This is a genomic window from Bifidobacterium magnum, from assembly GCF_000741255.1.
GTDB lineage: Bacteria > Actinomycetota > Actinomycetes > Actinomycetales > Bifidobacteriaceae > Bifidobacterium > Bifidobacterium magnum.
On sequence record NZ_JGZB01000002.1, the window covers coordinates 98,436 to 110,563 of the forward strand.

Here is a 12,128-nt window from a genome sequence, read left to right on the forward strand (position 1 = left end):
ACAGGCGTACCGAGTCCCGCGGGGCGTGCGTGGGAGTGGGCCGGTTTCCGGACTGTGCCGCAGAGAAGAGTAACGCGTTCACCGCGCTATTCGCTTCTGCGCCGGAAACCGGCTATTTTATTACCAGACGCACATTCACGTTGGGAAGGCGGAGCGAACAATGGCGCATATATGGCGGCGACTGATCGGCCTATGCTGCACGCTTGCGGTAGTGGGGGCGCTGACCGCGTGCGGCAACGCCGACCCGCGCACCACGCTTACCGTATGGTCGTGGGAGCCGAGCATGGGGACGCTGATCGACCAGTTCGAACACGACAATCCCGACATCGCCGTCAAACAGGTGTCCACGGCAAGCTACGACAAGCTCGACTCCGCCATCCAGGACGGTTACAACACGCCGGACGTGGTGCAGCTCGAATACTATGCGCTCGCCCAATACGCCGTCAGCGGCCAGCTTGCCGACATTACGAAACAGGCTGGCGGCTACGGTGATTTCTATACGCCGGGCACGTGGGCGTCCGTGCATTTGGGCGGCCGCGCCTACGCGTTGCCGATGGACTCGGGCCCCATGGCGTTCTTCTACAACGCGGACGTGTTCCGTCAGGCCGGCGTGGACCCGACACGCATCCATACCTGGAACGACTATTACGAGGCCGCCAAAAAACTCAAGTCGATCGGCGTGTATATCACGGCCGATTCGGGCGGCGACGCGAGTTTCTACGAGTCGATGATCTGGCTGGCCGGAGGCCACCCGTTCGCCACCTCCGACAATGGCCGCCACGTGCGCATCAGCCTCGACACGGATGAGGGCACGCAAAGCTTCACGAGGTTCTGGCAAAAAATGATCGACGAAGGCCTTGTGGACACGGAACTGACCACTTGGTCGGACGATTGGAAGGAAGCCGTGGGGGATGGCACGGTCGCCTCGCTGTTCGCGGGCGCGTGGATGCCTTCGCTGCTGCTCGCCGACGTGCCGGGAACGGCCGGACTGTGGCGCGTGGGCCAAATGCCCACCGAACACGGCGAGGCGACAAACGCGGAAAACGGCGGTTCGGCGCTCGCGATTTTGAATTCGAGCCGCGTGCCGCAAGCCGCATGGCGGTTCATCGATTACGTATGCCACAACCGCAAGGGCATCGACACGCGCGTGGACGCCGGATCGTTCCCGGCGGACGTGGAAACGCTGCATAGCGACGCGTTCCTGAACAAGACGACCGTCACGGACTCGCGCGGCGTGGCCGTGAACTATTTCGGCGACCAGCGCTACAACACGGTGCTCGCCGAAGCAGCTTCCCGCGTCTCCACGGGATACCAGTATCTGCCGTTCGAAGTGTATGCGCGCAGCGACTTTGGCAAAACGGTGGGCAAAGCGTACGAGTGGGCGAACGAACTGCACGCCTACCAGCAGGCCGTAAGCCGCATGGCGCAAGGCCTGGAGTCGAGCAAGAACCTGCCCGAAAAACCCGAGGACCGCGTCACGCTCGCCAAAGGCATCGACCAGTGGCAGTTCGACTTGAAAGAGTACGGCGCGAACCAGGGGTTCACGATCGAACAGTGACTGTGCCGCCCAGGCCGGCCTGCCCGGGCCGCGTCAGTCCGCGTTCTTTTCGTAAATAATGGACAGTCCCTTGAAAATGAGGTCGGGGTCGACCACGTCGATCATGTCGGTCGCGCTCTGGAACATGCCCGACAATCCGCCCGTCGCCACCACTTGGAAATCGCCGTCGATTTCCTCATGGAACTGCTCGATAATGCGTTCCGTGCCGCCCAGGAACGTGTAATACAGGCCGGCCTGCATCGCCGTTTCCGTATTCTTCGTAAGAATCGACTTCGGCCGCGTCACCTCGATTTCGGGCAGCTGCGCCGTCTGGCCCCATAGCGCCGCGGCGGCCGTCTGGATGCCCGTGGTGATCAGTCCGCACGTGATTGTGCCGCGCTCGTCCACATAGTTGTACGTGGTGGCCGTGCCGAAATCCACCACAAGCAGCGGACCTCCATACGTGTAGTACGCGCCCGCGCAATCCGCCAGGCAGTCGGCGCCCAACGACTTGGGATCGTCAATGCGGATATTGATGCCCGTCTTGATGCCCGGACCCACAACCATGGGGTCGATGTCGAAGAATTTCATGATGGACATGCGGAACGAATGCATGACCTGCGGCACCACGGACGCGATGATCACATCGTCCACATCGTCCGCCGTGAACCCGTGCAACGCGAGGAACTGCGTGATCATCAGGCCGTACTCGTCGGCCGTATGGTCCGACTTGGTGGTGATACGGTAACGTCCCACAATCGTCCCGTGTTGCAAAAAGCCCAACACGATATTGGTATTGCCGATGTCTACCGCGATAATCACAGCGTTCCTCCTCGAATCCACATGGCGTTGCCCGTATTGTGAAACCGGGCGCGTAGCGGTTTTATTCAACCATATGTTCCTCTACAATAACGCTTGGCAGTCGACCTGTATGGCGGCAAGCTGAACACCACAAACAATCCGACCCAAAGCATGCGCGGGAAGGGAACCTGCGCAACGAGGCAACTATGACACACACAAACGGTGCGGACCATATGCACGCAACCGATCCGAACACTTCCGACGGGCCACACGCCGGACCCAGCCTGGACCCCGAACTCAACCTCAGGCTCAAACAACCGCGCGGGGGAGTGCCCGGGCGCATCGTGGCGCTGGTCGTGGCGCTCGCCGTGATCGTGTCCTTCACGCTCGCATGGATGCTCAAGCCTTCGGGCGCCGCGGGCGGCGTCACGCGCCAGGACAGCGTGGCCATCGGCCTGAATCTCGCGCCCACAAACCTCGACATTCGTTCCACGGCCGGCACCGCGCTCGACCAGCTGCTGATCGGCAACGTGTACGAGGGATTGCTCAGCCGCAACGAGCAGAACGAAGCCGTTCCGGGACTCGCCAAAAGCTGGGACGTATCGGCTGACGGCACGCAATACACGTTCGCGCTCAACACGGGCGTCAAATTCTCCAACGGCGACGCGATGGACGCCGACGACGTGGTCTGGTCGATCAACGAGCTCGTCAAACACCAGTACCACGACGCGAACCAACTGAAATTCTTCAAGTCCGTCAGCGCCCCCGACAGCCACACCGTCACCATCACGCTGTCCCAGCCTTACGCGCAACTGCCATGGGCGTTGACCACGCGCGCCGGCCTCGTGTTCGACAAGGACGCGTCCTACAACTACCGCACGAAAGCCATCGGCACGGGCCCGTACGTGATCACGTCGTTCATCCCCAACGATTCGGTAAGCCTTACGGCCAACAAGCATTACTGGAACATCGTGCAGCCGCAGACGCCGCACATCACGATCAAGTATTTCACGGACGACAACGCCGCCGTGAACGCGCTGAGCTCGGGCTCCATCCAGGTGCTTTCCCCGATCACGGCCTCGCTGGCCGCACCGTTCCGCGACAACGACCATTACGTGGTGCGCGCGGGCGACGGCACCGACAAATACGTGCTCGCCATGAACAACGCGCCCGGACAGCCCACGGCCAACAAGGACGTGCGCGAAGCGATCCGCTATGCCATCGACACGAAACAACTCATCGCGGCGCGCGGCGGCGCGGACTCGGCGCTCGGCGGCCCCATTCCGTCACTCGACCCGGGCTACGAGGACTTGACGGGCCTGTACCCGCACGACGTGGCCAAAGCCCGCAGCCTGTTGGCGCGTGCCGGATACACCAAAGACCATCCGCTCAAGCTCACGCTCACGTACTCCAACACGTACGGGACGGAAATCGGCAACCAGTTGCGCTCGCAACTCAAGCAGGCCAACATCGACCTGACCGTGCACGTGGTGGAATTCTCCACATGGCTCCAGCAGGTCTACACGGACAAGAACTACCAGCTGTCGCTGGTCGACCACAATGAAAGCCACGATTTCGCGAGCTCATGGGCCAACCCCGACTATTACTTCAACTACCACAACCAGCGCGTACAAGAGCTGACCGAACAGGCGCTCTCGTCCACAAGCGCCGAGGAAAGCGACAAGCTGCTCGCCCAAGCCGCGCGCATCGTGTCCGAGGACGCCGCGGCCGACTGGCTGTTCAACTACCGCATCACCACGGCCATGGACGCGGGCGTCAGCGGATTCCCGACGGTCATGAACCAGATCCACATGCCGCTGGTCAACGTGGTGTACGTGAAGTAGGCGACGCCATGGCATCATCGCAAACATTGACGCGCTACGTGGCGCGGCGCATCCTGTTGCTGCTCGTGGCGCTTGTCGCCGTATCCCTCGTGATTTTCCTGGCCATCCGCGTATTGCCGGGCGACGTGGCCGTCGTCATGGCCGGCACGGACGCGTCCCCCGCACAAGTGAGCGCGCTGCGCGCCCAACTGGGGCTCGACGAGCCGCTGTGGCGCCAATACGTGGCGTGGATCGGCGGCGTGCTGCAAGGCGACTTCGGCACGGCGCTCGTCTCCGGCCAATCCGTGGCCGCCATCGTGGCCGACCGCGCGTCCATCACGTTCCCGCTGATCCTTGCGGGTCTCATGATCGCGCTCGCGCTCGGCGTCCCGCTCGGATGCGCGGCGGCAGTCACCACGCGCAAACGCGCCCGCGGCATCTACCAGGCTGTTTCCATTGTGGGCGGCGCGGTGCCGGCGCTGTGGGCCGGACTGCTGCTCATCATGCTGTTTGGCCGCGGAACGGGCCTTGTCGGCGTATTCCCCACGCAAGGATTCCCGCAAAACGGTTGGCATTCCTTCGGTGCGGCCATGCTCAGCCTCGTGCTGCCGGCCGTCACCGTGGGCATTGTGGTGGGCGCCTCCATGATGCGCTACACGCGCTCCTCGCTGATCGAAGTGGCCTCCTCGGACGTCATCGCCATGGCCATGGCGTGCGGCATGACGCGCACAAGCGCCATGATCCGCGTGGGATTGCGTCTCGCGCTGCCGCAGCTCGTGTCCGTCATCGGATTGACATTCGCGGAAATGATCACGGGCGTCATGGTCATCGAGAACCTGTTCGCGCTGCCCGGCATCGGTACGGGACTCGTCACCGACATCGGCAACCGCGACCTGGTCGCCGTGCAAAGCGAACTGCTGATGCTCGCCGCGCTGTTCCTGCTCATCGGCATTGTGGTGGACGTGCTCCACAAAGTGCTCGATCCGCGATTGGGGGAAGACCATGACTAACCGTTCCCGCAGCGTGTACGCGCGCAAACGCTCCCCATGGCGCAGCATCGGCATCGTGATGCGGTCCGTATGGGCGCGCGGCACGGGCAAATTCTCGCTGATCGTGCTCGCCATATGGCTCGTCGTATCCCTCGTCTCCCTGTTCTGGACACCCCATTCGCTGTGGGCCACGGACGGCTACCACGTATGGTCCTCGCCGTCGCGCGCCCATTGGCTCGGCACGGACGGCACGGGCGCCGACATCGCCAGCTGGCTTATGGCCGGCGCAGGCGTGGACCTGCTTATCGCCGTGCTCACTGTGGTGGTGGCGCTCGCCATCGGGCTGCTGCTCACGGCCTGCATGGTGGCGCGTTCCACTGTGCTTTCACGCGGCAGCGTGGTGCTGATCGACGCGTTGATTTCGATTCCTACGATTCTTGTGGCGCTGATGCTGGCCGTGCCGTTTGGCGCGTCCGTGGGCGTGATCGTGGCCGCCTGCGGATTGAGCTACGGATTGAACATGGCGCGCGTGTGCCGTCCCCAGGCGTTGCGCGTGGCCAACAGCTCGTTCGTGGAGTCGGCGCGCCATAGCGGCGTGGGCGCGTGGCGCGTGTTCATGCGCCACGTGGTGCCCAACATCCGCTCGGTCATGATGGTGCAGTTGAGCCTGTCCGCGGGCACGGCCGTGCTCGCCGAAGCCGGTTTGACGTATTTGGGTGTCGGCGTGCCCTCCGGCGTGCCGAGCTGGGGCCATTCGCTGGCCACCAGCGCGAAATTCATTACCGTGTACCCGTTGACGGTCGTATGGATCGGCGGCTGCGTCACGATCGCGGTAATCGCGTTGAACCTGTTGGGCGACGCGTTGCGGGACGCGTCCGATCCGCTCACGAATCCCGCGTTGCGGCAGGTGGATTATGGCGCTTGAGTGCGAAGGACTTTCGATCGATATTGGTGGCACTTCTGTGGTCCGGGACGTGTCGCTGTCCGTGGGTGACGGCGAGCGCGTCGGACTGATCGGCTCGTCGGGATCCGGCAAGTCGATGATCGTGCGGTCCGTGATGGGATTGCTGCCGCCTACGGCGCATGTGTCGGGATCCGTGCGGCTGCACGGCAACGAGTTGGCGGGACTGGACGACGCTTCCATGAGCCTGTTGCGCGGGTCGGCGATCGGCATGGTGTTCCAGAATCCGCAGAACGCGCTTAATCCCGTGCTGACGGTGGCCCAGCAGATCGAGTTGCCGTTGCGTTTGCATTACGACCTGTCCGGGGGGGAGCGCCGTGCGCGCGTGCTGCGCATGCTCGGCAAAGTCGGGCTTCCCGAATCCTTCGCCGACCGTTCCGTCATGGCGCTCTCGGGCGGCCAGCAGCAGCGCGTGGGCATCGCCACGGCGCTCGTGACGTCGCCGCGCATGATCATCGCCGACGAGCCGACCACGGCCCTCGACGCCACGACGCAGCGCCAGATTGTGGATCTGCTGCGCGAGCTCGTGGACGAGCTGGGCGCCTCCATGCTGTTCATTACGCATGATTTCGCCGTGCTTTCGCGCGCCACCACGCGCTGCTACGTGCTCCATGAGGGACGCATCGTGGAATCGGGGAGTACAGACGGCATTCTGGACCATCCGCGCACCACATACGCGAAAACGCTCGTGGAGGCAGCCAAGGCGTTGAGTCTGCATGTGGAGGAGGGAAACGGCGATGAGTGACGTGGTGTTGGAAGCGCGCGGCGTGCACAAGACGTTCGGACGCGGCAAAACGCACCATGAGGCGCTGCGGGGCGTGGATCTTGTAGTGCGGGAAGGCCAGTCCGTGGCCGTGATCGGCGAGTCGGGTTCAGGCAAATCCACGTTGACGCGCATCCTGTTCGGGCTGGACTGCCCTACCACGGGGGACGTGTTGTTCCATGGCCGTTCGATCACAGGCAAGGAAGGAAGGGAAAGATTGCTGGCGTTGCGCCGGGCAAGCGGCGTGGTGTACCAGAATCCGTTCGAGTCGCTTGACCCGCGTTGGACGGCGGCCCAGTCCGTGGCTGAACCGTTGCTGGCGCAAGTGGCGGACGCCAATATTGACGAGCGCGTGGACGAGGCGTTCCGCGTGGCGGGACTCGACGCCGGCCGGTATGCGAACCGTTTCCCGATGGACCTTTCGGGCGGCCAGGCGCAGCGCGTGGCCATTGCGCGGGCCATGGTGACGAGTCCGCAAGTCCTGCTGGCCGACGAACCCATGAGCGCCATCGACGTGGCGGCCCGCGTGCAAATCGTGGACAGCTTGCGCCGCGTGCGCGAAGCGAATCCCGACATGGCCATGGTGGTCGTCTCCCACGATTTGGGCGTCGTACAGCATATCGCCGACCGTCTGGTCGTCATGCACAACGGACTCGTGGTGGAACGCGGGGAGACGCATGCCGTGTTGCGCCATCCGACCCACGAATACACGCGCACGCTGATCGCGGCCGCAAGCTGGTAAGGCTTCGCAAAGCCAAGTCTCGAAATGGTATCGAATCGCGGAATAATGCGGTAAAATTATTGGTAATATATTTACTTATATCGAGTTACTTGTAATGATTTGAGGACTATTCACAGACTATGGTAACCATTAAAGAAATTGCGAAACAATCGGGGTTCTCGCAAGCCACGGTCTCCCGTTTGCTCAACGGCGATCCCACGCTGTCGATCCGTGAGGAGACGCGCCGCAAGATCATCGAAGTGAGCGAGGAGCTCGGCTACACCATGCAGAGCCGCACGATCACCGTTCCGCGCGACATCGCGATTCTCGACATTGTGGACGCCGGCGACCACGTGTACGACGACTATTTCAACGAGCTGCGCGACGTGGTGACGCAATGCGCCACCGAACAGCACATGAACTACACGTTCTACACGGATATCGAGGCGCTGATTCGCGACGGCGCGCGCTACGACGGATTCATCGCCGTGGGTGCCGAAGCGATCCCGTACCGCGACATGGAACGCCTGCACAAGGCATTGCCCTACGGCGTCTTCCTCGATATCAATCCCGCGCCCAACCTGTTCGACTCCGTCCAGCCCGACCTGTCGCAAACCATGCTCGACGCGCTTGACGAATGCGTGCGCGCGGGCGCCAAACGCGTGGGATACATCGGCGGATACGGGCACATCATGGGCAGCCACGACTACCCGGACGACGTGCGCCATGTGGCGTTCCACAACTGGGCGCCACGACTGGGACTCGACACCGAGGGCTTGAGCTACATCGACGGCGTATTCAACGTGGAATCCGGCCGCAAGATTGGCGAACGCATTGTGGCCGAGCACCGCGACGACCTTCCCGACGTGTTCATTTGCGCGGCCGACGCGCTCACCGTGGGCGTGCTGCAGGTGTTCAATGCCGCGGGAATCGTGGTGCCGCGCGACGTGCGCATCATCAGCGTGAACAACCAGCCGATTTCCCAATACACGTCGCCGCCGCTGACCACCTACCACATCGATCAGCAGGAACTGGCGCGAACGGGCATTTTCACGCTGGCCGAGGCGATCACCACGAAACGCGACGTGCGCCACCATGTGCTGATCTCCACACGCGTCGTGGAGCGCGAAAGCTTCGCGCTCGCGGGCGAATAAGGCGGGTGGGCGGTCCGGGCGGATGTCACGGGCGATCGCACCGCCTGCCGCACACCACAGCCGCGCACTACATAAAAGTGCATGAAAGAAGGGCCACCGAATCATCGGTGGCCCTTCTTGCGTTGGCGTTATGACGCCGGGACTATCAGATCAGGTCGATCGTCACGTCCAGCGTCAGCGGCTTGTCCGCGTCGAGCAGGAACTGGTCGTGCACGGGAGCGCCCCACGAGTCGTCGCCGCCCACGCCCATCTGGTCGGCCAGCAGGCGCATGTAGGTGTGGCGCGGCTGCGGCAGCTCGTCCTGGTGCCAGGCATCTTCCAGCTGCAGCGTGCTGTAGGGCAGCAGGCTCATGTTGAACGTCTGCTCGCCGGCCTGCTGCACGCGCAGGCCGTGGCCGAACTGGTCGGTCACCTCGGCCCAGCGCACGCCCGTACGCTGTCCGGTTTCCTGGGGGACCAGGTAGTCGGCGGCGCTGGCGTGCGCCGTGGACGTGAAGATGCCGAGCTTGGCGCCGTTGTCGCGGTCCTTGTAGGTCTCGTCCGGCCCCAGTCCGTAGAACTTGAGGCAGGAGTACTGCAGCGGCAGCATCCACTCGATGCCGAAGGCCGGCAGCGAGGCGGCGTCCACGCCTCCCGGGTAGGAGACGGTCAGGCGCATCTTGCCCTTGGAATCCACGCGGTAGCGCAGCGTGACTTCGGTGGCCTGCGGCGTGGCCAGCGCATACGTGTACGTGGCATCCACGCTGTTGGTGTCGGTGACCACGTCCTCCTTGACGAGCTTGGCGTAGCGTCCCGCGCCGAACCACTGCGCGCGGTCGAAGCCCGAGCCGTTGCCGCGGTCGTTGTCGGTAAGCGGACGGAACGTCACAAGCTGCGGCTTGCGGATCACCATTTCGCGCCCCTGCGAGCGCATCGACACGAGGCCGCCCTGGGCGCGCGAGAAGATGAGCTCGAAGTCCTTGTCCTTGGCCTCATCGGCCGCCACGGTGCCGTGGATGCCCACGTTCCAGCGGGCGTCAACGACAGTGGCGTAGCCGTCGTTGGACGGCCCGGCGATCACGGGGCGCTGCGCCACAAACTGGCCGAAGCTCAGCTCGTAGCCGGCGGGAGCCCAGTTTGTCGCGGCGGCCAGGCGCTGCGCGACTTCGTAGACGATTTCGGCGCCTTGCGGGCCGGCCGGCCACGCGATGTCCACGTGTCCGCGGGACAGGGCCGGAATGCCGATGTCAAGATCGGTGCTCCAGATTTCCTTGCCGTCGGCGAGCACGCGCGCGGTGAACACGTAGTCGGTGGTGGAAGTGAACAGGTTGTCGTTGACCACGTCCACGCCAGTGCCGTCCACGGTGAGCTTCACGTTGGCGTACAGCTGCTTGACTTCATTGGTCTTCGTGCTCGGCTTGCGGTCGGCCGTCACGATGCCGTTGCCCGCGAACTCGTAGTCCGTGGGACGGTCGTTCCAGTCGCCGCCGTACGTCAGGCGCTGCGTGCCGTCGGGAAGCTGCTGCCAGAGGGCCTGGTCCATGTAGTCCCAGATGAATCCGCCCTGGTACAGCGGGTAACGTTCCAGATCGGTGTACAGCTTCATGCCGCCCAGCGAGTTGCCCATCGCGTGCATGTATTCGCAGGAGATGTACGGCTTGCTCGGGTTGCTCGTTACATAGTTCTCGATCCAGTCCGGCTTGGCGTACATGCGGCTTTCCATGTCGGAAATGTAGTCGAGCGGACGGGCCCAGAACACACCTTCGTAGTGCACGGGGCGCATCGGGTCGAGCTCGTGGCTCAGCTGGCTCATGGCTTCGAACACGGTGCCCGCATAGGACTCGTTGCCCAGCGACCAGATGACGACGGCCGGGTGGTTGAAGTCGCGCTTGATCATCGTGTGGATGCGGTCGAGGCAGGCGCCCTGCCATTCGGGCTTGTCGCCCGGGACGGCGGTGTCGGCCATGAGCACGTCGCCCGGCGCGTTCCAGCTGCCGTGCGTTTCGATGTTCGTCTCGTCGATCATGTAGATGCCGTATTCGTCACACAGCTCGTACCAGCGGTCCACGTTGGGGTAGTGCGAGGTGCGCACGGCGTTGATGTTGTGCTGCTTGAAGAAACGGATGTCCCACAGCATGTCGGCTTCGCTGACCACACGGCCGCGGTGGGCGTTGAATTCGTGGCGGTTGACGCCCTTGAAAACGACGCGCTCACCGTTGATCTTCATGATCTTGTCTTCGATTTCGAAGTGGCGGAAGCCCAGACGCTGCGGCACGACTTCGATGGTGGCGCCCGAGGCGTCGAGCACGGTCAATTCCAGCGTGTACAGGTTCGGCGCTTCGGCGCTCCACGGCGCGACAACACCGGCCGCCTCGTCGAGCGTGATGGAATCGGCGGCGTCGAATTCGCCCGTCCAGGCCACGTTGCCGTCGCCGTCGAGCAGGCGCGCGGCCACACGGTCGGCGTTTTCGGCATTGTTGAGCGTCATGGTGCCGCGGATGGCGCCTTCGCCAGTGGTGTGGTCGTAGTCGGCCACGAGCTGCAGGTCGTTGATGTGCACGGCCGGGTGTGCGGTCAGTTCCACGCTGCGGAACAGTCCGTACAGGCGCCAGTAGTCCTGGTCTTCCAGCCAGCTCGCGGACGCGTACTGGTACAGCGCCACGGCGAGCACGTTGTTCTGCTTCTTGATGGCGCGGGACACGTCGAACTCGCTGGGCGTGAAGGAATCCTCGCCGTAGCCGATGAACGTGCCATTGAGCCACACGTAGATGGCCGTCTGTGCGCCATGGAACGTGAGCGTCACCTGGCGGTTCTCGCCGATCGCGTCGGCGATGGCGTCGGCCGCGTCAAAGCGCACGCGGTACAGCGCCACGGGGTTGTGCTCGGGCACGTTCGGCTGCTGCGGATCCTCGTGGCCGCTCCACGGGTACTGGATGTTGACGTACTGGGGTGCGCCGAAGCCCTGCATCTGCAGATGTCCCGGCACCTGCACGGTATCGAAGTCGTCGTCATGGAACGACGGCGCCGCAAAATCAGCATGCTCCACATTGAAGTCGGAGGCGTTCACCATCTGCACGTTCCATTCGCCGTCCAGGCTCTGCTTGAGGCCCATGCTTTCGTGCAGGCTCGGCCGGTGCGTGTAGAAACGGTGGCTCGAGTGCGCGGGCAGGCGGTTGACCGCATACACTTGCGGATCGGTCAGCCAGGAGGAGGCCGGCTTGTCGGAGCGCTTCATCACGAGGGTGGAGCTCAATGCTGTTTGCTGTGGCATATATGCCTACCTTTCTGGTGGACTACTACTTTGTATTCCACGGAAGTAAAACAATTTACTGAATATAGTAATTCAAGAAAGTTGCGTATGCAATAGAGCCCGTTACGCCACAAACAAATTCTTCATATT

At 63.2% G+C, this 12,128-nt stretch carries 9 protein-coding genes; 7 read left to right on the forward strand and 2 right to left on the reverse strand.

What is annotated here, in order from left to right; translation table 11 throughout:
- Nucleotides 1-160 precede the first annotated feature (160 nt).
- The gene (locus tag BMAGN_RS01290) at nt 161-1,558 is read left to right on the forward strand and encodes an ABC transporter substrate-binding protein (RefSeq protein ID WP_033510601.1); all 1,398 of its coding nucleotides are present in this window, start codon (nt 161-163) and stop codon (nt 1,556-1,558) included.
- 33 nt (nt 1,559-1,591) lie between these two features.
- Here BMAGN_RS01290 and BMAGN_RS01295 read toward each other — a convergent pair whose 3' ends face one another.
- Nucleotides 1,592-2,359, reverse strand: a complete 768-nt coding sequence (locus tag BMAGN_RS01295) for a type III pantothenate kinase (protein ID WP_022859621.1) — start codon at nt 2,357-2,359, stop codon at nt 1,592-1,594.
- 185 nt (nt 2,360-2,544) lie between these two features.
- Between BMAGN_RS01295 and BMAGN_RS01300 the strand changes: the two genes are divergently transcribed.
- The 6 genes from BMAGN_RS01300 (at nt 2,545) to BMAGN_RS01325 (ending at nt 8,749) form a co-directional block, all read left to right on the forward strand.
- Nucleotides 2,545-4,182 carry an ABC transporter substrate-binding protein gene (locus BMAGN_RS01300; RefSeq protein WP_022859622.1) on the forward strand — a complete coding sequence of 546 codons (1,638 nt, stop codon included), beginning with the start codon at nt 2,545-2,547 and terminating at the stop codon, nt 4,180-4,182.
- Nucleotides 4,183-4,190: 8 nt separating this feature from the next.
- A complete protein-coding gene (locus tag BMAGN_RS01305) occupies nt 4,191-5,171 on the forward strand; it encodes an ABC transporter permease (RefSeq protein ID WP_022859623.1) in 981 nt (326 codons plus the stop codon).
- Nucleotides 5,164-6,075 carry an ABC transporter permease gene (locus BMAGN_RS01310; protein WP_022859624.1) on the forward strand — a complete coding sequence of 304 codons (912 nt, stop codon included), beginning with the start codon at nt 5,164-5,166 and terminating at the stop codon, nt 6,073-6,075. The genes BMAGN_RS01305 and BMAGN_RS01310 overlap by 8 nt, the downstream gene beginning before the upstream one ends.
- Nucleotides 6,065-6,856 carry an ABC transporter ATP-binding protein gene (locus tag BMAGN_RS01315; RefSeq protein WP_022859625.1) on the forward strand — a complete coding sequence of 264 codons (792 nt, stop codon included), beginning with the start codon at nt 6,065-6,067 and terminating at the stop codon, nt 6,854-6,856. The genes BMAGN_RS01310 and BMAGN_RS01315 overlap by 11 nt, the downstream gene beginning before the upstream one ends.
- The gene (locus tag BMAGN_RS01320; protein ID WP_022859626.1) at nt 6,849-7,616 is read left to right on the forward strand and encodes an ABC transporter ATP-binding protein; all 768 of its coding nucleotides are present in this window, start codon (nt 6,849-6,851) and stop codon (nt 7,614-7,616) included. The genes BMAGN_RS01315 and BMAGN_RS01320 overlap by 8 nt, the downstream gene beginning before the upstream one ends.
- Nucleotides 7,617-7,735: 119 nt before the next feature.
- Nucleotides 7,736-8,749, forward strand: a complete 1,014-nt coding sequence (locus BMAGN_RS01325; protein ID WP_022859627.1) for a LacI family DNA-binding transcriptional regulator — start codon at nt 7,736-7,738, stop codon at nt 8,747-8,749.
- A 145-nt stretch (nt 8,750-8,894) separates the two neighbouring features.
- Here BMAGN_RS01325 and lacZ read toward each other — a convergent pair whose 3' ends face one another.
- On the reverse strand, nt 8,895-11,999 hold the full coding sequence (lacZ, locus tag BMAGN_RS01330; RefSeq protein WP_238548731.1) for a beta-galactosidase, LacZ type: 3,105 nt from the start codon (nt 11,997-11,999) through the stop codon (nt 8,895-8,897).
- Between the last annotated feature and the right edge of the window lie 129 nt (nt 12,000-12,128).

What these genes read in the sequence shown, in the direction of transcription:
- BMAGN_RS01310 (WP_022859624.1), top strand. Translation starts at nt 5,164, where the DNA reads ATGACTAACCGTTCCCGCAGCGTGTACGCGCGCAAACGCTCCCCATGG.
- BMAGN_RS01300 (WP_022859622.1), top strand. Translation starts at nt 2,545, where the DNA reads ATGACACACACAAACGGTGCGGACCATATGCACGCAACCGATCCGAAC.
- lacZ (WP_238548731.1), bottom strand. Translation starts at nt 11,999, where the DNA reads ATGCCACAGCAAACAGCATTGAGCTCCACCCTCGTGATGAAGCGCTCC.
- BMAGN_RS01305 (WP_022859623.1), top strand. Translation starts at nt 4,191, where the DNA reads ATGGCATCATCGCAAACATTGACGCGCTACGTGGCGCGGCGCATCCTG.
- BMAGN_RS01315 (WP_022859625.1), top strand. Translation starts at nt 6,065, where the DNA reads ATGGCGCTTGAGTGCGAAGGACTTTCGATCGATATTGGTGGCACTTCT.
- BMAGN_RS01320 (WP_022859626.1), top strand. Translation starts at nt 6,849, where the DNA reads ATGAGTGACGTGGTGTTGGAAGCGCGCGGCGTGCACAAGACGTTCGGA.
- BMAGN_RS01290 (WP_033510601.1), top strand. Translation starts at nt 161, where the DNA reads ATGGCGCATATATGGCGGCGACTGATCGGCCTATGCTGCACGCTTGCG.
- BMAGN_RS01325 (WP_022859627.1), top strand. Translation starts at nt 7,736, where the DNA reads ATGGTAACCATTAAAGAAATTGCGAAACAATCGGGGTTCTCGCAAGCC.